This is a genomic window from Halomonas sp. 3A7M, assembly GCF_014897875.1.
Classification (GTDB): Bacteria; Pseudomonadota; Gammaproteobacteria; order Pseudomonadales; family Halomonadaceae; genus Vreelandella.
In genome coordinates this window covers 38,072-61,437 of the sequence record NZ_JABUZD010000143.1, presented here as the reverse complement: position 1 = coordinate 61,437, position 23,366 = coordinate 38,072, and the positions used below count along the sequence as shown (strand labels likewise).

Here is a 23,366-nt window from a genome sequence, read left to right as displayed (position 1 = left end):
GTTGATAGGGAAAGTATCGGCGCCAGCTTCACGGATTCAGGATACAGTAAGCTGGCACGACTAGTGAATTTCTCATTGTCGCTTTCAGAAGACATACCTAAGTTGGTATAGGCGGTACTGGTGCCAGCCCAATCCTGACGCCCTGACAGATTTAAACGCCAGCGATTGAAGCTGATCTGATCCTGCAGGTAAACCCCAGTTTGCTCCACCTTGTTGATGAAGTTAGTGGGCGTTGAGTATGTGATTTGTGTGTTTCCATACTGTGGGTTGAAAGCATCCAGGGGAGACGCCGCCCCGAACTGCCACTCTCCTGAGTTGCGTTGGTACTGGTAGTCCAGACCCACTAGCAGCGTATGTTCAAGAGACCCAGTCGTAACATCCCCCTGTAGCTGATTATCCACATGATAGGCGTGCATGGATTCATCGGCTCGCGCTGCGCGTCGATCTAGAAGATTACTATCGCCTACGTAACTACTGGAATAAATGGAGTCATAATCAATATCCGAAGAGGTGAAGCGGAGATTCTGTCGAGCTTGCCACTGATCGTTGAACTGATGTTCTAGTTGGTAACCTATTAGTCGTTGATAACGCTCGAACCCATTGACGTCTGGCTCGCCATCAAAAAAGTTATTATCGCTCCGTTTACCATTATAATCTCGCACCGTACCGTCGGCTGGTGTCCAACCATAGTAACCACGATTTGGCTCGTGCTGCAGGTAGGCCATGACGGTCAAAGATGTCGCATCGGTTGGCAAGAACGTTAAAGAGGGAGCAATGGTATAGCGCTCGTTCTCTACATGATCGAACTGACTATCCGAACCGCTGGCTAGCCCTACTAGGCGATAGGCGACCTGTTGGTTTTCCCCTATGGTGCCACTGACGTCAAATCGTGCTGTACGTGTATTATGGCTGCCCGTTTCTAGTTGGATCTCATGGCTAGGTGAAAATAGAGGGCGTTTACTAGTCAGCCCAACCAAACCACCTGGGTAGCTTTGCCCGTATAAAACAGATGTTGGCCCTTTGAACACATCGATCCGCTCAAGAAAATAGGGATCAATTTGTAATGAATTATAGCCGGAAACATCGCTGGCCATTTTGAGGCCGTCAAAATAGACGTTGTCGATACTACCTACACCACCAAAACCGCGCATATTAATAAAATCAACACGATCTCCAATGCCGTTGCGGGTACCAGTGAACACACCAGGTATATAACGTAGTGCTTGCTGCACCGACTTTGCGCTTTGATCTTCGATCTGCTCACGCGTGACCACAGACACAGATTGCGCTGTCTCCATCAGCGGGGAGTCGGTTTTTGTGGCAGCGGCACTTCGTACGGCAATATACCCATCCACAGGGCCCCAAGCCGATTCATGTGTCCTATCAGCTTGTACCTGCATCGTCGTCAATGCCACATCCGCTACCCCCTCTTCCAACCGATAACTCCCATCACCCCGGCGCACTAGTGCAAGCCCAGTACCTGCCAGCAAGCGCTGCAACCCTTCATCAATACTGTACTGCCCCTGCAGGCCATTGGTTTGCTTGCCGCTGGTTAGCGATGCATCAAAAGCAATCTCGATTCCCGCACCCACTGCAAAACGATTAAGCGCCGTATCGAGCCGTCCTGCTTCGATGGAGTAACTCTGCTGAGCCGCTGCGCCCTGCCCTGTGGTGGCTTGCTGGGCAAGCACCGTGGCGGGCAATCCGCCGGCCAGGCAACTGGCCAGCAGGCCGTATTGAATGGCTCGCGCCAGAGGTGTACGGATAAAGCGAGAATGCGCTTGCTGCGTCGTCATGAAGATCCCCATTAAGTAATGCTTTTTTTATGTCTACATCACCTCTTCCGAACGAGAACGAGAATCCCTCAATGTTTTCTGAAATTTTTTCTTTCTAGTTTTCGTTAATATTACGCGACGCGACCGTAACCCAAAATGGCGTTCGGTAGACCACCTTTAACGATAGCGCATCGGCAAGGCTGGCCAGGGCGCGGTCGGTATCTTGCAGCGAGAACACGCCGCTCACCCGCCGGTCGGCTACCTCTGGCGCGCAGCGCAATACACCACGTCGATAGCGGGCCAATATCTCGACCACATCGACAACCCGCATACTTTCGGCCACCAGCCGCCCCTGAAAGCGGGCTAACCCAGCGGGTTCCAAGGACGCCGGTGGAGATACCCCATCGGCGTTCATGGCAGCCTGCTGACCAGCATTCAGCGTCGTTCGCTCATCACTTCCACGCCGCTCCAGGGCCACTCGCCCCTCGTAAACGGCTACTTGGGTGCTGTCAGTATGCTGTTGCACGCTGAAGCGGGTTCCCAGCGGATAGGAAAACCCCTCCTTCGTCATAACGCTGAATGCCCGGGCATCCGCTGTTTTTGCCGTGGTGATCAGCACCCCGCCACGTAGCAGGTGGAGTCGTCGTTGGTGGGCATCGAAACTTATGTTGATGGCGGTATCGGTATCCAGGCGCAGTTGAGTGCCATCGCTCAACGTCACCTCTCGCATCTCGCCAATACCGGTCGCGTAGTCGGCAAATTGGCGCTGCCATTGAGGCGTGCGCGGTAGCCCAAACCCCAGGCCACCTGCGAGCAACGCAACGCCGCCCCACTGCAACAAATGACGCCTGGAGACCTGCGAAGAGGCCTCGAATAACTCACTGCGCGCCGCATGGCTCGGCAACGTTCCCAGTCGACCGTCGATCGCTTGAAGCTGCTGCCAGGCACGTTCGTGCTCAGGCGCGGCTTGGCGCCATTGCAGGCAAGCCTCACGCTGGGCGTCAGTGGCATCGTCGCTCCATAGCCGTGCCATCCACAGGCTGGCCTGCTCCAGAACAGCGGGGGAGATGGTTTCTTGAGAAGGCGTCTCTTGGGAGGCGTTGACGGACGGTCGGCTCATGGCATTCACTTATGGTTGAGATTCATGCATGGCCTGGTGACACACCAGCAACGCCTTGGCGATGTACTTCTCCACCGAGGAGACCGAAACACCCAGTGATTTGGCAATTGCCGGGTAGCTCAAGCCATCAAGACGGCACATTAGGAACGCCCGGCGAGGCTTATCGGGTAACCGATGCAGAAGCACATCGATCTCGACCAGCGCTTCAATGGCAAGCGCCCTCTCCTCTGGCGATGGCGCCTCGGGTTCAGGTAGCAGACTTAGGGCTTCCAGATAGGCAGCTTCAATACGCCGACGGCGGTAGTGATCGATCACTAACCCCTTGGCGATCTGAGTTAAAAAACGTCGCGACTGATCCGGCGCTGGCGTAGTGCCCCGCGCCAGTATACGTAGGTAGGTATCGTGAGCGAGATCCGCAGCGGTATGGGAACAGCCCAGCTTGGCGCTCAACCAGCGCCGCAGCCAGCTATGATGATTGTGATAGAGGGAGTCGAAAGGAACTTCACTTCCGCCCTGTTGCTTTATCGATACCATCGCCCGTTGCCATTGAGTGCCCGTGCAAAATGCCCCACAAAAGGGGCAAAACCAGACGCAAACAATAAATGATAATACTTATCATTACAAACAATATAGCGATGTAAAGCACCTACCGATAACAGAACTAGGGGGTGGTTGGCTCCTCCAGAGCCTCAACGAGGGATTCGGCGAAGCGGAGGGCTGAAGGAAAACCTCCCCATGGCCAATAATTTCTGTTGATACTTAACGCCGTACCATCCAACCAATGTTGCCAAAGCCCCGATGTAGGCAATGTTGAAGTTAAGTCTTGATCTTGCGTATAAAACGGATGAAGAACAACCTTCTGACCTTCTAATCTAAACGCTTCCGGGATTGATAATGTACTGAACCCCCAGCCGTTAGTGGAACCCTGCCAGGCATTCTCCAATCCGAGTCTTGTCAAGACCGCATCCTCTAGGCTGCCAGACCCATAGACCCGGACATGACGATCATCCCGAATTTCAACGATCAACAAAGGATTTGCAGGCCTCTCAATCTGTGTGGCTATTAGTGATAACCTAGCGTCTACAGAGTCAATTAATATTTGAGCTTGCTGTTGCTGACCGTTAAGTTCCCCCACTTCTTTAGTCAACTGTTCAAGGCTCTGCCAAATATTTAAATTTTTTCCAAATAGCGAGATTTTTATTACATCAGCAATGTCGGAAAGTTTACCCTCTAAATTCAAGTGAGCTGGTGGCGATATCATGATGACATCAGGTTCCAATGATGCTAGATATTCAAAGTTGGGCTGAAACCTATTCCCGAGCTCTCGGGTATCAGGCAGTAAAGGCTCTTGGTAGAGGCGCCTATACTGCGCCAAGCCCGCCATCGCCAAAGGGGGTTGTTGCAAAGCAGCAAGTGTATCGGCAATGGCATAGTCAAAAGTGACTAGCTTTTTGGACTCTTCAGCGTTAGCGAATGAGGCGAATAGCGGTAAAAATATAACTAGGAGAAAAATTATACGGTCTGATGTTAGCAAATTACCCATATAGATCATCAATATCTTGTCTATTTTGGCTCTTATAAAACAAAGACAGGCTGTGCAACCGCCTGTCTTTGTCTCTCTTGGTAATGACGTTACCATTGATAACTTACTGAGCCTATGATGCTTCTCGGCTCGCCATAGTAACAGGCATAAGTGCAGGACTCGATATAGGTTTTATCAGTGAGATTGGTGGCATTCAATGCATAAACCCAGGGACCGGTTTCATAACTCACGCGCGTATCGATAAGCGTAAATGCAGGTACTTCTCCCTCGATCCAAGTCGCCCGGGTGGGGCCTACGTAGCGAACTCCACCTCCTACCTTAAGTCCTGGTAGACCGAAATCGCCAAAGCGATAGTCGCCCCATAAAGAGAACTGATTATAGGGTGTATTAGCCGCTCTCTTACCCTCTTGGGCTGGTGTGACGGGGCTGCTTTTCGTTGTACGCGCATCAGTGTAGGCGTAGGCTGCGACAAGATTGGCGTTGGGGCCTATAGCCGTCTTCGCTTCCAATTCGACCCCACGTGAACGCACTTCCCCTATCTGTGTCTGAAAGCTGGTGTCTACCGGATCGGTGACACTGACGTTTTCCTGTGTTAGCTCATAAGCGGTGGCGGTGAGCAGGGTATCCCAGCCCTCTGGCTGGAAGCGAACGCCCAGTTCATATTGCTCTCCTCGGGTGGGCTCGAACTGATTGCCGTTTCGGTCAGTGCCGCTGGTAGGTTCAAACGACTGGCTATAGCTAATGAAAGGCGCCAAACCGTTATCGGCAAGATAGACTCCCCCAACACGTCCAGTGAAAGCATTATCCGTTTCACGACTCCACTCTGTGGAGCCAAAGTAGGGTGAGGTCTCAGATTCAGTCCAATCCTGACGTCCTCCCAATAAGAAAACCCATTTGTCAGCGATTTTCATTTGATTTTGAGCATACAGGCCAATCTGCTCGTTGCGTTGCTTGGATGACCATGCAAAAGGAACAGGTTCACCTAGCTCACCACTACCATAAACAGGATCAAATAGATCAAGCGATGACACAGTTCGGTTGTAGCGCTCTGTTTCATGGCGTTGTCGTGTGTAGTCTATTCCTATCAAGCTGGTATTGGTGGTATTGCCAGTCTGCCAGTCATATTGCAAGGAGGTATCTGAGGTTAAGCCCAATGAGGCATCGCGGCGATCCTGGGCGCTCCGGGCATAAATCCGCTGATCAATACTTTGGCCAAGCCCTATCTGAGGAAAATCTCGATCAGCCCGGAAGGTACGCAGGCTATGGCTGAGGTGGAGGTTGTTAGAGAAGTCGTGCTTGAGCAAGTAGCCGATGGAATAGCGCTCGTTATCATACTCATCAAAGCCGGGCTCCCCAGTGAACTGCTCCCGAGGAATGTCACCATTCGGGTTAGAAACAATGGTGCCGCTGGTGGGTAACCCATAAACATAGGTCGTTTCGTCGCGCTGATACTCGCTTAGCAGAGTGAGTGAAGTGCTCTCGTTTGGTTGCCACTTTAAAGCTGGGGCAATATAGGTGCGATCATCCGGCACATGGTCGATAAACGTATCACTATCCCGGTGCAGCATGGTTAGGCGATATGACCATACGCCATCCTCATCGAAAGCATCGGAGAAATCAGCAGAGATCTGGCGACGATCGAAACTACCCGCCTCAACATTCACTTCGCGCAAAGGGGTGCTGATAGGGCGTTTACTGACAGCGTTGATCATGCCGCCGGGAGCAGCGACTCCGTACAATATTGAGGACGGGCCCTTAAGCACCTCCAAACGTTCCAATCCATAAAGCTCCTGCTGGCCATCATAAATATTAGCGTGGTATTTACTGCCGTCACGATAGGAGTCAGTATTGTAGAACCCACGTATTCTTACTGTTTCAGTGGTTCGGTCAGCCCCACTCTGTCTCGATATACTGGCTGTGTAACCCAGCGCCTCATTGAAGTTCCGGGCTCCATAATTTTGAAACTCTTCACTGCTCACTACCGAGATAGATTGTGGGGTCTCGATGATCGGTGTACCGGTCTTGGTGCCGGTCGCACTTCGGGTGGCAGCAATACCCTGTACTGGCCCGTAGGCGGTTTCCTGCATCCACTCAGCCTCAACCCGCACAGTCGAGAGTTCCACATTCGCAGGCCGCTCCACTAATCGATAGCTACCATCAGCTTCCTTAACCAGAGACAAACCACTCCCGCTGAGCAGTGCCCGCAACCCACCTTCGGCGTTGTAATCACCGGATAGCCCACGGGTTTGCTTACCCTGGGTCAGGCTGGCATCGAAGTAGATGACTACGCCGGAATCGGCGGCAAAGTGGCTGAGGGCGTTGCCCAGGTCACCAGCGGGCACTTCAAAATGCTGCGCACCTTGCTCAGCCTGTTGCTGAAGCTGTTGTTGAGACTGTTGTTGAGACTGCTGCTGGGCGTGGGCAGTCAGTGGCAGCAGCACGCCGGGTAGTGATAGCGTGGTACACAGCATTGCGCCGCTAACCGCATGGGTGAGCCGGGATTTTGTAAATGTTGTGTGGTGCATGGGTTCCCCTCTGGTGAGCAACAAAAAAATGCGTCTTTAACCAGTAAGTCGAACGGGAAACTCCAAAGGTACCGTCATTGGCAAAAATTATTTTTCTTCGTCCACGGTCACCCAATAACGCGTACGAAAATTGACCGATACCGGGAATGATTTACTCAGCGCATGCAGCGCCTGATCGGTGTCGTCTACCCTGAAAGCGCCAGTAATACGATAATTAGCCACACTGGGGGCGCAGCGTAAAACGCCTGTGCGGTAGCGGCTCAGTTCGGCAAGAAACGCATCCAGAGGCATGTTTTGCACCACTAACATCTGGCGTGTCCAGGCATCGTCGGTGGATGCCAGGCTTGTCGGTAGGGAAGCAGTGTCGACGGTAAAGGTAAGCTGCTGGCCGGCAAGACACTGGTTTTGAGCCCCCGAGCGAGTGGTCACTTCCACACTGTGCTCGAACACAGCGACCTGGGTTTCTGCTTCCAGCATCCGCACCGCGAACCGCGTGCCCAAGGCACGAACCCTACCCTGCGGCGTTTGCACAATGAAGGGGCGCGGATTCGCGGCACTGCCACTAGCGGTGGTCACCATGACTTCGCCTGCGCGCAATATTACCAAGCGCTCGTTGGCATTAAAGCGGATATCCACAGCCGAAGCGGTGTTGAGTATCAGGCGGGAGCCATCTGCCAGCGTTAGCAGTTTGGTTGCCCCTGTGGCCGTGTGATGATCAGCAAACCATAGCTCCACGGGGGCGTGGCGGTAGGCAGCCACACCCAGAGTCCCCGTGCCCAGCATCAGTGCCAAACCTTTCAATACACTACGACGGCTCATACTGAAGTGCTGTTCGGCACGCTCCAGTGTGTTCAGTGCCAAGTGGTTCGGCACTCGACCAAGCCGTACCTGCAATTGGTCTACCCGCTGCCAGGCCCACTGATGTATTGGGTCGCTGTCTAGCCACTGCTGCAGAGCCTGTTCGTCTGCTGGCCCGGCCTCTTCCGAACACAGGCGTGCATACCAGTGCGCAGCCGCTTGCAGCGCCTCCCGCCGAGACTGGGTCACTTCATGAGGGACTGTGGAAGCCAAAGGTTACAGCCCCGCTTCCAGTTCATAGAGCAAACACGCCTCGGTGGCCTTGGCCATGTATTTTTTGACTGAGCTGAGCGATACACCCAATTCCTTGGCAATATCTACGTAGCGCATCCCTTGTAACTGCGATAACAAGAAGGCTCGCCGTACTTTGCTCCCCAGGCCGCTGAGCATGGCATCCAGCTCGTGCAACATTTCCAGCATGATGGCCTGCTCTTCTAGCGAAATGGCAACCGATTCCGGCTGCAAGGCTAGGCTTTCCAAATAGGCCTTTTCCAGCGCGTGGCGTCGGAAATGATCAATCAGAACCCGATTGGCGATGGTCGTCAGAAAACTTCGTGGCTCGCGGATAGCCTCAATTTGGAGTTCGGCATCGCTGCGCCCCAGAATGCGTACAAAAGTATCCTGAGCAAAATCCGCCGCCTGCTGCGAACAGCCCAAACGGCTACGCAGCCAGCCAAGTAGCCAGGGGTGGTGGTCGGAATAGAGGATATGTACCTGCTCGCGCAGTGGGTATTTCCCAGACGGCATGGTTACTTTCAGGCCTCAAAATCATGCAAATGATAACTATTTCCATCATACTGAGTGACCCAGGAGGATACAAGCCCTTGCCATGGGTTTGTGAGCTTATGTATCTGGCGAGTTCGCCAGATAGCGCTAATGGTTGGATGCGACTTTCACTTCGATTCGAAGGCACTTTTCAGGTTCGTGATAACCGCGACACTAGCTGTGCGCCAGCCTTCCCCCCCTAGGCTAAAAAGGCCCCAAAAAAGACCAAAAGCTTGCACAGCCAGCACGTGATTGCTCCCATTACACCCAGCGTATTAGCAATATCAAAACCTGTCGGGAAATAGATTGCGTTAAAGTTCAGTGGGCGTTTCCAGAGCCTCAACGAGGGATTCGGCGAAGCGGAGGGCTGAGGGAAGTCCTCCAGCGATCCAGAAAGTGCTAGGAAGCACAATGACATCACCGCGTCTTACACTGGGCAGGTAACTCCATAAAGCAGTACGAGCTATTTGCTCCTCGAGACCAGCTGAATTATAGGATCTGATAATCACTAATCTGGCCTCAGTATCGAATAAATTCTCAACGCCTACTTGGGCATACCCCCACTGATTAGTTGCACCTTTCCAGGCATTGCACAGCCCCAATTGCTGAGAAACAGCATGCACAAAACTATTATCGCCAAATACACGGATATGTCTTTCATCCAGTAGCTGTATGAACAGCAAAGGCGTACAGCCTTTCGTGACATGCTCTCTCAGGCTGGCCAACCGAGCCTGAGTTTCTTGGACAAGATGATTTGCTTGCTGCTGCTGTTCGGCTACTTCACCAAGTTCATATGTGAATTTTAATAGCCCGTCCCAAACATTATTTTCTACCGTATAAGGATAGTTATCAACAACATGAACTGGAGCAATGGACGAAAGCTGTACATCCTGGTTAGCTTGCCAAGGTGCAAGTAAAACCCTGCTAGGCAAAACTTGTTGGAGTAGTTCCATATTCGGCCCTGGCAGCCCAGACTCAATCACATGAGAGGATTCGTAGGTATTGCCTGTCCAGAAATTGAAGGAACTCTCTTGCGTAACGATGACAGGAGATACGCCTAATTCAATCAGCGTCTCAGCGATTGGAAGATCAAAAGCTGCGACAGCTGAAGATGTGTTTGCTTGGGTTTCTATAGAGTGGGTACCAGGAAAAGCCAAAAAAGCAACTAAAGTTGTGCATAACATTCGAAAAATATTTATTAACTTAAAAATAATGATCCTCCCTTTCATCAATCGCTACAGCTGATAAAAATCACTAATAATGCAACACCCCTTTCATCTCGATAAAAAAGAGAAAACACATTGCATTAGATTACAACTCTGACAAAAGACATTGGGAGGTTGCCTATTTAACAACCTCCCATTTTTAATCAGTAACTATAATTTAGGTTAAATGTAAAGTTGCGAGGATCTCCATAGTAATTGTGTCTAGTGTTAGATCGAACCGTCGAATAATATTTTTCATCAGTAAGATTATTCCCCTTAAAGCTAACATCAAAGTTCTCATTGAAGCGATAACCTAATTGAGCTGAAAGTAAGGTATAGCCACCTTGCTCCCAGCGATTAGTGCCATCTTCGGCATAAATACTGCTGACAGTGTTAACACCAGCACCAATACGCCATCCTTGGTTGGCATCGTCAGAGAAGCGATAACGTGTCCAAAGTTTGAAGTTATGCCGTGGTGTATCAGGTGATAGCGATAACCCCTCCAGACTTGCATCACGTGTATACTCAGTATCCGTATATGCGTAACTGGCACTTATATCTAAACGTGGTAATGGACTGCCGGAGATCTCTGCTTCAAAGCCACGGCTGCGCGTCTCTCCAAGCGGGATAGAGAAGGCAGAGTTATCGGGGGCTGTGTAGGCTCGGTTCTGATCCTCAATATTGAATACGGCAAGATGCCAATTGAGTTCGCCGTCGGGTGATCCACCCTTTATACCCGCTTCAATTTGTTCTCCTGTGCGTGGCTCGATAATCTCACCGCTAGATTCGACCTCTGTTTGCGGCTGAAAGATATTTGACATGCTTGTATAAAAGTTAATGCTTGGGGTTATTTCATAGATAGCTCCGTAATAAGGAGTGAATTCGCGACCACTGCCAGCTCTATGGCGCCTCCAATCTCCCTCAGCAAGGTCTGATGTGATGTCATACCAGTCAAGGCGTCCGCCAGTAACGAGTGTCAGGCGTGGTGTGACAGACCAGTTAACTTGCCCATACAGGCTCTCTTGGCTCAAGTCAGAACTGACATATCCAGGATAAAGAGAATATTCATCCGGTTCTGGCAGTTCGTGGGGAGAATAAATGTTTTGGAGGGAATGCTGATTAAGATAGTCACCTTCTCCGTAAGCATACGGGGTGTAGCTGTCGTTCTTATTGTAGCTGGCCCCCAGAGTGGTAGCATGTTCGGCCTCGAATAGATTGAATGGAGTCGTTAGTCTCGCCTCCAGCGATTCACTCTTAGTTCGATTAGACCAGGAGCTATTACGTGTCAACATATCGCCTGAATCTTCATCAAGCACTAGAGCACCTTCACTGCTTGTGACATTCATTCTATATGTTTCGATCTGGTTAGCTTTTAAACTAAAGAAGCCGCCATTATTAAGATAGTGTTTTAGATCAGCAAAATAGCGTGTCGCATTTGCGTGCGAACGATCCCATGACGAACCGAGATAGGTTGAGCGGTCAACATCGAATAAGTTGCCGTTGCTGGCTACGGGCAAACCAGAATGCGGACGGGAGTCCTCTGTTTGTCTAGCGACGCCGACCGATAATGTGGTATCAGGGGTAAAGTCGTACTCCAGCGTGCCGTAGCCAATAGCATTTTGTGCATTAACCTCATCGACGAACGACTCTTGTTCATCGTAGACCCCCACAATCCTGCCGCGTAGGCTACCACTCTCGTTGAGCGAACCTGTGACGTCAATTGTGCTTCTATAGGTGTCCCAAGAGCCGGCAGACAACGACATATCGAAGCCGAAATCCCGCCGGGCGCGTTTGCGTGCCAAGTTGACAGTGCCACTGGGTTCGCCGCTGCCCGTGAGTATTCCCGTAGGTCCCCGCATAACCTCAACACGATCATAGAGAGCCGTGTCGTAGAGGCCCGTATTGGCTAATGAGCCATAAGGTGCTTCAACACGGCTTCCATCCAGCATAAGAGAATCAATATCATAGCCGCGGGATCTGAGTTGATACTGATTTGATCCGTATGACATTACACTAATGCCAGTAGTCTGCTCCATCGCCTCTTTGAGAGAGGTTAAGTTTTGATCGTTGAGCCTTTCGCGGGTCAATACACTGACAGACTGCGGAATATCCTTGATGGCCTGTTCGCTCAAACCGATAGTGCTGCGATCAGTGGTAAAGGAATTGCTGCTCTCTGTTGCCGCAGTGCTATGCCAGTCAGCCTCCACCTGCATCGTCGACAACGACACATCCGTTACCTGCTCTGCCAACCGGTAACTACCATCCCTCTGCAGGGCTGCCGTTAAACCCGTTCCATCCAACAACCGCTCCAGCCCTTCATTAACGCTGTACTGACCTTGCAGGCCAGGGCTTTGGCGCCCTTCCCCCAGCTCGCCAGCGCCGCTAATAAACACACCCGCCTGGGCAGCGAAGCGGTTAATTGCCGTGCTAACCGGGCCACTGGCAATATCATAGTGGCGTGCTTGCTGCTGAGTGACTTGAGCGATGGCGGGCTGCGATAGCAGCGGTGCTGCTAATAGCCCAGCGGTGGCAAAATGAACCGCCAGCGTCAAGGCGCGGCGGTTAAGCGTCGGTTGGGGCTTGGCAGTAAGTGGTCGAAGTGCCGTGCGCTGTTGGAGCATGTTGGTTCCCCTTGCAGATACGTTTTAAGTACTTATAAAGAGGAATCGAACCAGTGCGAAAAAGGGGAACCAGCAAAACCAATTTTTTTCTCTTTTTATTCCTCGCTGGAGCTTGTTTCGTCTGCCTCTATTTTGATCCACCAGGGCATGACTTGGCGCACCTTCACCGGTAGTGTGGTCTCGACCATGTTCAGGGTGCGCTCTAGATCATCGAGCGGGAAAGCGCCGAGCAGCGTGAGATTCGCCACCTCTGGGTCGACCTCTAGGCGGCCGTGGTGATGACGGCTAAGCGTCGCGGCAAAGTTCTTTAGCGACATGTTCTCGGCTAACAGGACGCCGTTGGCCCAGGCTTCCCGACGGCCTTCGGCGGGGGTGAGTTCCCCGATACGGCCTTCAGTGTAGTGCGCTTGCTGCCCAGCATTGACTACCTGCCGCTGGCTCGCATGCAGAGCATCGCCCTGAGTCTGGATAGCCACAGCGCCATCAAACACCGCCAGCAACTCACCTGAAGGCTGTTCACCCACACTAAAGCGCGTTCCCAAGGGCGTGAGTCGTGCACTGCGGGTATCCAGGTAAAATGGTCGCTGGATGTCTTTGCCAGTCGCTATCAGCACTTCACCTGTCACCAGCGCCAAGCGGCGCTGCTCTTGATCGTAATCAACATTGAGTGCTGAAGCGCTGCTCAGCCAGACCTGGGTGCCATCTTCCAGCACGATATGAGTGATTTCACCGGTAGCGGTGTGATAATCAGCGCCCCACTGCTGTACTAGCCGTGGCAACGGCGTGCTTTGCCAGAGCGCGGCGGAGAGTGCAGAGACCAGCGCAATGCTTGCTAGCCCTCCCAGCAGGTGGCGACGCCCTCGCCGCCGTTGGCGCGCCAAATTAATCACGCTGTTCGCGGCTTGCCGCTCATCCTTTTCCAAACTGTCAGCGAAGCGGCGGCTGACACCTTCCACTTGCTGCCAAGCCCAACGATGAGTGTCGTTGGCATCTCGCCATGCCTGCCAGCGTTGGCGCTCTGTTGCCGACATCTCACCTGCTTGCCACTCGGCAAACCACTCAGCGGCCTCTGCCAATGCACGGCGTTTGGCGGCTTCATCGGCGCTAACCGCAGAAGCCATTTAGAGGCTCGCCTCGAAGCCCGCTTCGATCAACGCGCACTGCAGCATGGCCTGGGCCATATATTTTTTGACCATACGCTCGGAAACTCCCAGCTCCTCAGCAATCTGCCGATAGGGTTTGCCCTGCAGTTGCGATGCCAGGAAAGCAGTTGCCACCTTTTCGGGCAGCCGCGCCAGCATGCGGTCGATCTCGCACAGCGTTTCGATAACGATCTGCTGGTGTTCGACGGAAGGTAGGTGCGATTCAGCGCGGGCGGCCAGGGCTTCTTGCCAGGCTTTTTCGATATCCTGGCGACGCCAATGATCAACGCACAGCCCTTTGGCCATACGGCTGAGGTAGGCTCTGGCACCGTCGAAACTATCCAGATGGCGAGGCGTTTTCAGCAACCGCACAAACGCATCCTGCGCCAGATCCGCCGCCGACTCACTGCACCCTAACCGATGGCTAAGCAACTGCTGCAACCAAGGCTGATGGTGGTGATACAACTGACCGAGGGAGTCTCGACAGCCGGTATGGTAAGCCACAGGCTCGGCTAATCGGGGTGCCGCCGCCATATAAAAAGCGCCTCACTTATTCGAAAATGATTCTTATTCTTTTTAAATTCACAGGCAGTGTCAATGACCGTTCTCGCCTAGATAGCGATGAAACGTCAACAGGCACTCATTAAATGCACACAGAAAGCAAATCGATGCTTTAGCGGTCAGTGGGTGGGAGCGCCAGCGAACTGTCTAACTCTGCTCGGCAGGCACCCGAACTGTTTCAGAAAAGCGGTGCTGAAATGGCTGACATTAGAGTAGCCAAGTACCATAGCGGTCTCAGTGACATTGTAATCTTGTAGCAAGCGCTTTGCTTTCTTCATGCGCTCTTCTTGGAAGAGCGCATAAATGGTCGTTCCAAAGCGCTTTTTAAAGCATATCTTCAGTTTGCATTCGTTCATACCGACAGCACGTGCGAGCTTTGCAATGGTCGGCGGGTCACTGAGATCTTGTAGTAGAAGTTCTTTGGCCCCATCCAGTTGGCGGCATACACGGGGGGAGAGTACATCGCACCCACGGCAGGTCTGGAACGCTGACAAGTGCCAGTGAAGAAAATCTAACGTTGCCGCATGCAGCAATAATCGGTGCTGCGGTATATCTTTCATCAGATTGGCAATGCTCATCGCTGAGCGCATCGTCTTGCGGCATTGGCCAGCATGGCGGACGAAGAAATCAGCCTCTTCTCCCCTCTCTCTGCCAATCAGAGGCTCTACCTCCTCTCCAGCCAAGCCATAAAGGGCATCAGGGGAGACCATCACCGTTAAATTCTGAAAATCATGGCTGTGACGAATGAGAAAGGACTCGCCGGCGGAATAGCCTAGGGTCACATCGCCTTGGGAGTAGTCCAGCGCACGGTTACCCACCTGGCCGTCGAACCTACCCGCCAGTTGGCAATTCAGATGCAGAAACTGGTGATCTCCCGCAAATGATTTAGGCGTATCAATCGCCCCCAGGCACTCAGCCGTGGTGTGGCAAACAATGAGCCCAGGCTGCAACATAACCCCGACATGGTCGGTGCTCTGGAGTGTAGTACTCCCCAAACTTCCGCGGGTGCTTACCGAGTCTGACTGATTTATATCCACCCTTTCATACCCGCCCTTTCATATTTACCCCTTCACACCAGCCCCAAAACACTAATGATAATCAATATCAAAAGATATTACTATCAGTCTCTTTAGTAAGCCTCCATCCCTGAGGCTAGAGCCTTCCATAGCACGATGGGGGCGCGAAAGCGGGTGTCAGAAGTGGAGGGCGGCACCTAGACCTACTGTTGCACCGCGAGCATAGGACACACCAAACACTGGGTTGCCCTCTGCATCCGTGCCAAAGCGATCTTTAATACTCATGTACTCTTCATCCAGCAGGTTGTCGCCAAAGAAGTACACCTCGCTATTACCGAAATCCATACCCAGGCGGGCGGATACCAAGTGTACTGGCGGCAACTTGCCGAAGTTAGACGCATCCGTGTAGCGGCTACCCATGTAGTTATAAGCAAGCCGCGCGTTGACGGTCCCATCCGCCAATACCCCTCCAAGGCCGAGGTCTTGACCCGCTACTTGATAGCCAATGGCTGCCTTGGCGGACCATTCCGGCACTGTTGGCAAGTGATTGCCACTGTTCAAGCCATCTTGCAGCGCCGCCGCCTCCTCAGACACATTGCGCAGTGCCGTATTGGTATAGGCAACACCACTGCTTAGCCACCAGCGATCCGAGGGGCGATACTGTGCATCTAGCTCTAAACCTACTGAACGCGCATCCAGGTTTAGGTTCTTACCAGTGAAATCCTCGTAGTCCCAGGTTTGCATTTGCTCCTTACGCATATCGTTCAAGAATAATGCCCCACTGATCGCCAGACGGTCATCAAGCCATGCAGAGCGTGCACCCAGCTCGTAGGTCAATACCGTCGAGGAGTCATAGGGGTCTCGGGGTACACCGCTCCACATAAGCGAATTACCCTGCCCAAAGCCACCGCTCTTGTAGCCTCTGGAAAGACTCGCCCAGGTCATCAGGTCGGGGGACCAATCGTAGGTGAGCGCTGCCCGCCCCGTTACAAAGTCGTAGCTCTTTTCCCCCTCCTCGGCAAAATAGGGCACAGCTCCAGACATGCCGTCACTGGTGAACTCGGAGTGGAATTCCTTGGATTCATGGGTAGCACGCGCGCCCAACGACAGCTGCAGTTGATCGTTCATTGGCAGGTTAACTTCACCGAATACCGCCTGCCCTGTCGTGGTGAGATCGTAGTCGGTGCTGCCCGTAGCGGAAGGACCGAAGTACCACATTTCGCTATTGCGATTTCGTTGCGCTTCATCCCGATAGAACACCACACCTGCCAGCCAGCCAACCTGTGCATCAGGCAGCGCAGCTACCCGGAACTCTTGGGTCAGCCGTGAGTCTCGCTTATCCCAATCGATAAAGTTCGTTTCAGGATCCAGGAAGTCGGATGGCGGCAAGCCACTAAAGTCACTGGCGATAAGGGCATCGGGAAAATTATAGCTATTACGATTATTCAAGCGTGCATAGCTGGTTTGCGCGGTTGCCGTGAATGTGTCGAAATCATGCTCAAGTCGTGAGTTGATACTGAGCATGCGCAAATCATCCACGGTCTTGTTCTGAGCCGCCTGTTTCGCCTGCCCCGGGCGATCAGCAATGTAGGCCGTCGGTGCGGTGTCAGTGCTTTCTCCCTGAACACTGAGCAGCCAGCTTGTTCGTTCGGTGGGGGTAAACAGTAGAGATCCACGGGCCACCCAACTCTCATCTTTACCCAGATCCTCACCCGCACTATTGGGAATATAGCCATCGGTACGCGAACGGCGAATCGCTAACCTGCCAGCAAGCCGTTCAGGCACGATGGAGCCATTGAGAATGCTCTCGGCGCGAAAGATACCATCCGTACCAACCTCTGTACGCAATGAACCCTCGAACCCATGATCAGGCTGCACAGGCACCAGGTTGATAGCACCACCGGCCGTATTGCGACCAAACAGTGTATTTTGCGGTCCTTTGACGACCTCCATCCTCTCCAGGTCCAGATAGGGTGAGAGCGAAGCGCCCATCGGCATGGGCGCACCATCAACGAAAGTCAGTACCGAGCTATCATCCGGGCTAAGGGGCGTAAGGATCGGTGCAACGCCACGAATGACGGTAAACGCATTAGAGCGATCACCGAAAGTGCCGAGACTAGCGCCCGCCACATCACGCAACGCCGCCGCACCATCGAGCATACGCTTCTGTTCCAGCGATTCACCGCTCTCCACATGAATTGACGCGGGCACATCCCGAAGGCTTTCCTCGCGACGCCGTGCCGTAACGGTGACTGGCTCAAGCTTGGAGGTCTGGTCGTCCAGTGCGGGGTCAGGACGTTCATCCTCTGCAACGGCGTAGGGCGTTTTCGGTAAAAACAAAAGACCTGCAATCAGCAGGTGGCAGGGTCGAATGCTCCGCATATTCATGGCTGTATCCGTATTGATGAAGTCAATGGAAGTCACCATGCTAGAGAGCCACACGCCAACAGCACTACTCCAAACGGGACACGAACCCCCGAATGCGATTTATTTCTATTCTTGTTCAGGATACTGGAGTCGGCTCATCAGGTGCCTGGGCTGCCCACATGGCGGCATATAGACCGTCGCAGCAAAGCAATTCATCGTGCTTGCCGGACTCGACGATGCAGCCCCGGTCCAGGACAATGATCTGATCAGCATTGCGTACCGTGCTCAGCCGATGCGCCACCATGATCAGAGTGCGATCCCTGGCTAACGTATTAAGGGCGCGATGGATCGCCATCTGCGATTGCGGATCCACGGCGGCAGTGACCTCATCCAGCAATAGCACGGGTGCATCCTTAAGCAGAGCCCGGGCAATCGAAAGGCGCTGGCATTCGCCACCAGAAAGTGCAAAACCGGACTCTCCCACTCGGGTTAGATAGCCTTCCGGCAACCGCTCAATAAAGTCAGCACAGTCAGCAGCAACACACGCTTGCCGCACATCTTCATCGCTAGCATCCTCCCGCCCTGCCCTCAGGTTCTCGATGATGGTGCCGTCAAAAATCTGGACCTGTTGAAACACCGCGCTAACTTTTCCATACAGTTGTTCCGAACCCATCTCACGCAGGTCGACACCGCCCATACGTACAGCCCCTTGGTCAGGGTCATGAAAACGCCCCAGCAGATGCAACAACGTGCTCTTACCCGCACCGGAGGGGCCGACGATGGCCGTGATACTCCGCTCTGGCACCTCGATGCTGATGTCACGCAACCGGGCTGCCCCCCCGTGGGAGAACGACACCGCATCGAAGCTCACCGCAAAGTGCCCCGGCGTCTTCGCGACCAGCGGCTCGGCGAGTGGCTGCAGTGCCCACGCTTCCTCTAGCTTGACTTCGCTTTGGCAGGCATGGCGCAACATGACCAGATATTCGGCCGCCTCCAGTAGCGGCCCAAGAAACTTGTAAGCCAACAGGAAGAAGGCGATCCAACTCACAGGGGGAATCTCGTCACCAAGCACGCTCAAGGTGCCAGCCAGCAGTAGCACAAGCAGACCGCACTCGACGAGGAAGCGAAACAGCATCACTGGGCCACCGCCCCATTTTTCAATGCTCAGGCTCATTCGGCGCAGGTCGCAAAAAGCCGCTGTTAAGCGCTGCGCCCAAGCATCAGCGTGATGGAACAGGCGCAGTGTCGTCAGCCCACCGATGAATTCCACCAGCAGACCGGATGTCTGTCGGTAGCGTGCGTGCTTGCGCAGCCCCGCACGCTCGAATAGATGGCGGCTGACCACCAGCGCCAGCGCCGCTAGGGGTACCAGAGCAGCTAAAGCGAGCGCTAGGCGCCACTCAATACTAGCCAGAACAAGCAGTGCCACCAGCGATAAGCCCAGCGCGGCGACGAAGTCTGCCAAAACATGGGCGAAGATCGATTCCACACGGTTAATGTCATCCGTCACCACATCGGCTAGCTGTCCAACACGCTGGCTGCGCAACTCGCCAATAGGGACGTTGCGCATTCGTTCAATCAACCGTTCCCGATAGCCTGCAATGATGCGGTAGCTTTCCAGAAAGCAGCGTTTCTGGCCGCCATAGGCCAACAGCCACTGCAGTACAAAGCTGACGATCAGGGCCAGCGCCAGCCAACCTGGATCTGCCGCCCAACCAAAGCCGGGACGTGGAACCCCCAGAATGGTACACAACCACAGATAACAGAGCAGATAAGGCATCAGTTCGCAGCAACGTTCAAGCACCCTCAGCAGCAGTCCCAATAGCAATGGCCGCGCAGAAGTGCCGCTATGGGAAAGAATGCGCCGCAAGCTGATCCAGACATTCACGTTTGCCATCGTTTGCTATCCTTGTGACGTTGTCAGATCGCCGCGCTCCGAGGTCAGCGTCCAGCCGGAGCACGATGCTTCACAACGCATCATCGACTGGTAGTAACCGCTACGCTGCATCAGCTGGGTATGACGGCCGCTAGCGGTCAGTCGCCCCTGTTCGATCACCAGAATCTGGTCGGCGCACTCAATCCCGGCAAGACGATGCGCGACGATTACGAAGGTCTTGCCGGGATACGCCTGTCGCAGATCCCGGAAAAAAGCGCGCTGGGTCAGGCTATCGGCAAACGCCGTTGCTTCGTCGAGCAGCAGGATCGGCGTATCGGCGAGCAACACCCTTGCCAGCGCGATGCGCTGTCCTTCACCCCCGGAGAGGCGCGTACCGAGTTCTGCGACCTGGGTATCGAGCCCCTCAGGCAATCCGCACACCAGTGCTTCTGCCTGGGCCACCCGCAGCGCCTTTGCGATATCAGCCTCGCTGGCATCCGGCCGAGCTAGGCATAGATTCTCACGGATGGTGCCGCTGAATAGGAACACCTCTTGGGTGGCCATTCCTACCAAACGTGTTCGATCACTGTCCGCTAATTCGCTCATCGGCCTAGCGTTGATGAATACACCGCCGGTAAGTGGCACCAGCAGCCCAGCCATGATGTGTGCGATGGTGGATTTCCCTGCGCCCGAAGGCCCCACCAGCACATTGAGTGATCCAGGTCGTAGGCAAAGACTCACACCCGCCAACACCGAGCGGCCTCCGTACTGTATGTCAACGTCCCTCAGCTCGACCAAGGGCGGCTCGCTGAACGTTACTGAGCGGCTCGCCATAGATGGAGGCACCGGTAACGCCAGGATAGGCGCCATGCGCCGCAGCCCAGCCAGAATCGGCGGAATCTCCATAAAGAAGCGGCTGACTTTGAGTAGCGGTTTGAAAATAGCTGCGCCCAGCATCAGGGCCAGTGCCACATCCGCTGAGCTCACTTCGCCCCTGGCACACAGCCATGCCCCCAGCGGCAACACCAGCAACATATGAGCCCCCAGCACGCTGGTAAATAGTGACCAAACAGGCACCGTGCGTCTGGTGATGGCCGTCGTCAGTTGGTAGTACGCCTGCAACCGAGACTGCAATAGTTGGAAATGTGATGCGGATCGACAAAATACTTTCAGTACCGGCATATTGCGCAGATATTCCACCATCACATTATTGAGGTTGGCGGTGGCTAAGCTGAATTGGTCATGGTCATTGCCAACCCCTCGCATACCCAACATAGCGACGAATAGCGCCACTGGTCCGATGGCCAGCACTGCGAGCGCCAGCCGCCAGTCCAACCAGAACAGCAGTGCGGTAACACAAAGTGGCGCCAGAATCGCGGCAGTGATCTCGATCGTGTGATGGGCGAGAAACCCCTCAAGGCGCTCCACATCCTGAATGACCGACTGCTTCAAAGCACCACTGCCATGCCCGTACAACCAGGGTAAAGGTACTGCCACCAGCTTGGCGACCATGGTATTGCGAGCCGTTGCCATGATCGCGTAGGCGACATGATGGCTGATCAAGTAAGCCGCGCCGTAGAGCAGGTACTTGAGCAGCAGCGCTGCCGCTAGCCAAGCCGCCAGGAACGGCAATGTCTCCACAAACCGATGTGGCGTTAGCACAAGAGTGCTAATCGCTTGGTAGAGCAACCAGAACGGCAGCAATTCAGCCAGAACCGCCAGGAACGTTATTAGCAGCGCCACTACCATCATCAGTCGATGGCTGACTGTGAGTTCGTAAAGCAGGCGCGGTGCACTGGTATTGGCTCTGAAATTTCTCATGGGTAGGCTCATACTGGTCGAAGCGAACTCAGCATAGAGAGGTAGCGACTGCCAAGACTCCCCGCAGCAGATCCTTTTGGAGGTGATTTCACTCCCGATTCGGGTAGCTGAAGGGTGCCGATTAGCCAACAATCCAGTACTTCGAATGGCCGTCCTGGATTCCAGCTCATGCAACGTCTACGCTCGCTTCTTATCGCAATTCCCGTCATGACCGTTCTGAATACAGGGGGTGTTCTCGCCCATGATTTCCCCCTAACCATCGTCGATGACCGGAATAAGAGCGTTGAGATCGCTCAGCTACCGCGCACCGTCGCCTCTATTTCCAGTTTCGGTGCGGACGTACTGGTATCGTTAGGCAGGCAAGTCGATGGCCTGTCGATACTGGGTGGCCAGCAGTCTGACTTTCTCGGCGGCGCAGCAGTGGACGCTGTGAATCTTGGGGAGGTTCACCAAACCAATCTAGAAGTTTTGGCTCAGTTATCCCCGGACTTAACTATCGGGCTACGCACCTACACTGAGCCTTTCGAACAGAAAATTGAGGAAGCCGGTGCCTTTCTGGCGTTTGACCTGATCACCCTGGAAGACTCTCTACGCGGTGTCGAACGCGCCACCCTGGCGCTCGGCGCCGAAAACCAGGGTAGCGCGTTGAACGAGCGCTTCCTGAACGACCTGGAGAGCCATGCCGAGCGTGCACCGGGTGACATCAGCGCCGTATTCCTCTGGCACTGGGGTGATGTTCCTTATGCTTTCTACAGTCATCACCTAACCGGACACATCATGACCCAGCTTGGCGCGACCAATATTCAGGGCAATCCACCGCCAGGCATGGCACCAGCGGATTCTTCCGCGATCAGTATGGAAACGCTGCTGCGCCTAAATCCAGATGTGATCCTGTCGTTCAAGGCAGAAGATGGCCCCTTCGTTAGCCACCCCGCTTGGCCCCGTTTGAAGGCCGTACGTAATAACCGAGCCTGGCGAGTAGGTGATCAGTACGTCATGCCCCACGGCCCGCTGGCCAGACAGATGGTACTTAAAGAAATGGCCTATCTACTCTACCCGGAGCACTTCCCCGCTCCCGAAGATATCCCCGAACCCGCCCAGGCCCGGGCTATGAACTTCGAGCGCTAGCAGGGCATGGATAATCTCCTGCTCCAGAAAGCCCTGCCGATTCGCGTGTTCTGGCTTGCATCGGCCTGCCTGCTCGTCCTGAGTCTAACAACAGCAGGAGCGCTTGCGCTGGGCGAGTTTGGTATTCCGCTCCACGTCCTGCTCGAAGCGCTGGTACGTGATGATGGATCCGATGCGGCATTTGTGATTCGTGAACTACGTATACCCAGGTTACTGACCGGGATGCTGGCAGGTGGTGCGCTGGGTTTAGCGGGTGCCATCGTGCAATCAATCACCCGCAACCCGTTGGGTGAACCTGGATTACTAGGGGTCACGTCAGGGGCGGCATTCGCGATGGCGCTGTGCATGACCTACTTCACGCTACCAACCCCGACCATGCTGTTACTGAGCACGCTAGGTGGCATAGTAGCAGCGCTAATGACACTCTCCATCAGTTTGGGGGCACGTCTGAACCCGCTGTACCTGACGCTGACCGGAATGAGCGTTAATCTGTTCTTCGCCGCTGCTATCATCGTGCTACTGATCTGCGCCAATGTTGAGGCCAACGGCATCTACTACTGGTTAACGGGCAGCTTAATCAACCGCACTTGGGAGCACGTACACCTCCTGTGGCCTTGGGTGCTACCCGCCCTACTATTGGGAATCGTCTTTGCAGGCAGGCTGGATCTATTGCGTCTGGACGACACGATTCTCATCGCTCTCGGCATGCGCGTCACGCCTTGGAGACTGCTGTTCGGTGTCGTTGCCGTACTACTAGCGGCGGCGACAGTGGCGGCCACGGGCCCAATCACCTTCATTGGCTTGGTCGCCCCCCACTTGGTCCGCTTCACCCTGGGCAGTAACGGAGTTCGCCATCGTCATCTACTGCCGCTGTCCGCCCTGGTCGGCGCCAGCTTGGTATGCGCGGCTGATCTTATCGCCAAGTGGCATGAGGTTCCCGTTGGGATTCTCTGTGTACTGCTGGGCGGGCCGATACTGGTTTACCTGATCAGTCGGCAGAAGGGCTAATTATATGTTTCAAAACGTTATAACAACACGCAGCA

At 54.0% G+C, this 23,366-nt stretch carries 17 protein-coding genes; 2 read left to right on the top strand and 15 right to left on the bottom strand.

All coding sequences use genetic code 11. The features are described from left to right. From INT19_RS12325 to INT19_RS12255, 15 genes are all read right to left on the bottom strand, one after another. On the bottom strand, positions 1 to 1,796 hold a 1,796-nt coding region (locus INT19_RS12325; RefSeq protein WP_193060955.1), incomplete at its 3' end, for a TonB-dependent siderophore receptor. A gap of 94 nt (positions 1,797 to 1,890) precedes the next feature. Next, positions 1,891 to 2,895, bottom strand: coding sequence for a FecR domain-containing protein (locus tag INT19_RS12320; protein ID WP_226916774.1), 1,005 nt, complete (start codon positions 2,893 to 2,895; stop codon positions 1,891 to 1,893). A 9-nt stretch (positions 2,896 to 2,904) separates the two neighbouring features. Next, positions 2,905 to 3,429: a sigma-70 family RNA polymerase sigma factor gene (locus INT19_RS12315; protein WP_193060953.1), complete on the bottom strand. Its 525-nt coding sequence runs from the start codon at positions 3,427 to 3,429 to the stop codon at positions 2,905 to 2,907. Positions 3,430 to 3,556: 127 nt separating this feature from the next. Beyond that, a complete protein-coding gene (locus INT19_RS12310; RefSeq protein WP_193060952.1) occupies positions 3,557 to 4,534 on the bottom strand; it encodes an ABC transporter substrate-binding protein in 978 nt (325 codons plus the stop codon). Next, the gene (locus INT19_RS12305) at positions 4,528 to 6,963 is read right to left on the bottom strand and encodes a TonB-dependent siderophore receptor (RefSeq protein WP_193060951.1); all 2,436 of its coding nucleotides are present in this window, start codon (positions 6,961 to 6,963) and stop codon (positions 4,528 to 4,530) included. Before INT19_RS12305 ends, INT19_RS12310 begins: the two co-directional genes overlap by 7 nt. An 87-nt stretch (positions 6,964 to 7,050) precedes the next feature. Next, positions 7,051 to 8,034 carry a FecR domain-containing protein gene (locus tag INT19_RS12300; protein WP_193060950.1) on the bottom strand — a complete coding sequence of 328 codons (984 nt, stop codon included), beginning with the start codon at positions 8,032 to 8,034 and terminating at the stop codon, positions 7,051 to 7,053. A 3-nt stretch (positions 8,035 to 8,037) separates the two neighbouring features. Further along, entirely contained in the window at positions 8,038 to 8,568 is a 531-nt protein-coding gene (locus tag INT19_RS12295) for a sigma-70 family RNA polymerase sigma factor (RefSeq protein ID WP_193060949.1), read from the bottom strand. A 329-nt stretch (positions 8,569 to 8,897) separates the two neighbouring features. Beyond that, positions 8,898 to 9,815, bottom strand: coding sequence for an ABC transporter substrate-binding protein (locus INT19_RS12290; protein WP_193060948.1), 918 nt, complete (start codon positions 9,813 to 9,815; stop codon positions 8,898 to 8,900). Positions 9,816 to 9,955: 140 nt separating this feature from the next. Beyond that, positions 9,956 to 12,412, bottom strand: coding sequence for a TonB-dependent siderophore receptor (locus tag INT19_RS12285; RefSeq protein WP_193060947.1), 2,457 nt, complete (start codon positions 12,410 to 12,412; stop codon positions 9,956 to 9,958). A gap of 95 nt (positions 12,413 to 12,507) precedes the next feature. Next, positions 12,508 to 13,533, bottom strand: a complete 1,026-nt coding sequence (locus tag INT19_RS12280) for a FecR domain-containing protein (RefSeq protein WP_193060946.1) — start codon at positions 13,531 to 13,533, stop codon at positions 12,508 to 12,510. Beyond that, positions 13,534 to 14,088 (bottom strand): sigma-70 family RNA polymerase sigma factor, encoded by a 555-nt coding sequence (locus INT19_RS12275; protein WP_193060945.1) that lies wholly within the window; start codon positions 14,086 to 14,088, stop codon positions 13,534 to 13,536. It abuts the gene before it with no gap. Between the two features lie 146 nt (positions 14,089 to 14,234). Next, the gene (locus INT19_RS19800) at positions 14,235 to 15,152 is read right to left on the bottom strand and encodes a helix-turn-helix domain-containing protein (RefSeq protein WP_319022191.1); all 918 of its coding nucleotides are present in this window, start codon (positions 15,150 to 15,152) and stop codon (positions 14,235 to 14,237) included. A 156-nt stretch (positions 15,153 to 15,308) separates the two neighbouring features. Next, positions 15,309 to 17,519 (bottom strand): TonB-dependent receptor, encoded by a 2,211-nt coding sequence (locus INT19_RS12265; RefSeq protein ID WP_193060944.1) that lies wholly within the window; start codon positions 17,517 to 17,519, stop codon positions 15,309 to 15,311. Between the two features lie 115 nt (positions 17,520 to 17,634). Continuing rightward, positions 17,635 to 19,395 carry an ABC transporter ATP-binding protein gene (locus tag INT19_RS12260; RefSeq protein ID WP_193060943.1) on the bottom strand — a complete coding sequence of 587 codons (1,761 nt, stop codon included), beginning with the start codon at positions 19,393 to 19,395 and terminating at the stop codon, positions 17,635 to 17,637. Between the two features lie 6 nt (positions 19,396 to 19,401). Continuing rightward, positions 19,402 to 21,195, bottom strand: coding sequence for an ABC transporter ATP-binding protein (locus INT19_RS12255; protein WP_226916773.1), 1,794 nt, complete (start codon positions 21,193 to 21,195; stop codon positions 19,402 to 19,404). A gap of 168 nt (positions 21,196 to 21,363) precedes the next feature. Here INT19_RS12255 and INT19_RS12250 point away from each other — a divergent pair, with 168 nt between their 5' ends. Beyond that, positions 21,364 to 22,323: an ABC transporter substrate-binding protein gene (locus INT19_RS12250; protein WP_193060942.1), complete on the top strand. Its 960-nt coding sequence runs from the start codon at positions 21,364 to 21,366 to the stop codon at positions 22,321 to 22,323. Positions 22,324 to 22,329: 6 nt separating this feature from the next. Further along, positions 22,330 to 23,331: a FecCD family ABC transporter permease gene (locus INT19_RS12245; RefSeq protein ID WP_193060941.1), complete on the top strand. Its 1,002-nt coding sequence runs from the start codon at positions 22,330 to 22,332 to the stop codon at positions 23,329 to 23,331. Positions 23,332 to 23,366: the final 35 nt, after the last annotated feature.

Coding starts and splice junctions, on each gene's coding strand:
- INT19_RS12320 (WP_226916774.1), bottom strand. CDS start 2,895: ATGAGCCGACCGTCCGTCAACGCCTCCCAAGAGACGCCTTCTCAAGAA.
- INT19_RS12315 (WP_193060953.1), bottom strand. CDS start 3,429: ATGGTATCGATAAAGCAACAGGGCGGAAGTGAAGTTCCTTTCGACTCC.
- INT19_RS12310 (WP_193060952.1), bottom strand. CDS start 4,534: ATGGTAACGTCATTACCAAGAGAGACAAAGACAGGCGGTTGCACAGCC.
- INT19_RS12305 (WP_193060951.1), bottom strand. CDS start 6,963: ATGCACCACACAACATTTACAAAATCCCGGCTCACCCATGCGGTTAGC.
- INT19_RS12295 (WP_193060949.1), bottom strand. CDS start 8,568: ATGCCGTCTGGGAAATACCCACTGCGCGAGCAGGTACATATCCTCTAT.
- INT19_RS12290 (WP_193060948.1), bottom strand. CDS start 9,815: ATGAAAGGGAGGATCATTATTTTTAAGTTAATAAATATTTTTCGAATG.
- INT19_RS12285 (WP_193060947.1), bottom strand. CDS start 12,412: ATGCTCCAACAGCGCACGGCACTTCGACCACTTACTGCCAAGCCCCAA.
- INT19_RS12280 (WP_193060946.1), bottom strand. CDS start 13,533: ATGGCTTCTGCGGTTAGCGCCGATGAAGCCGCCAAACGCCGTGCATTG.
- INT19_RS12275 (WP_193060945.1), bottom strand. CDS start 14,088: ATGGCGGCGGCACCCCGATTAGCCGAGCCTGTGGCTTACCATACCGGC.
- INT19_RS12265 (WP_193060944.1), bottom strand. CDS start 17,519: ATGAATATGCGGAGCATTCGACCCTGCCACCTGCTGATTGCAGGTCTT.
- INT19_RS12260 (WP_193060943.1), bottom strand. CDS start 19,395: ATGGCAAACGTGAATGTCTGGATCAGCTTGCGGCGCATTCTTTCCCAT.
- INT19_RS12255 (WP_226916773.1), bottom strand. CDS start 21,195: ATGAGAAATTTCAGAGCCAATACCAGTGCACCGCGCCTGCTTTACGAA.
- INT19_RS12250 (WP_193060942.1), top strand. CDS start 21,364: ATGCAACGTCTACGCTCGCTTCTTATCGCAATTCCCGTCATGACCGTT.
- INT19_RS12245 (WP_193060941.1), top strand. CDS start 22,330: ATGGATAATCTCCTGCTCCAGAAAGCCCTGCCGATTCGCGTGTTCTGG.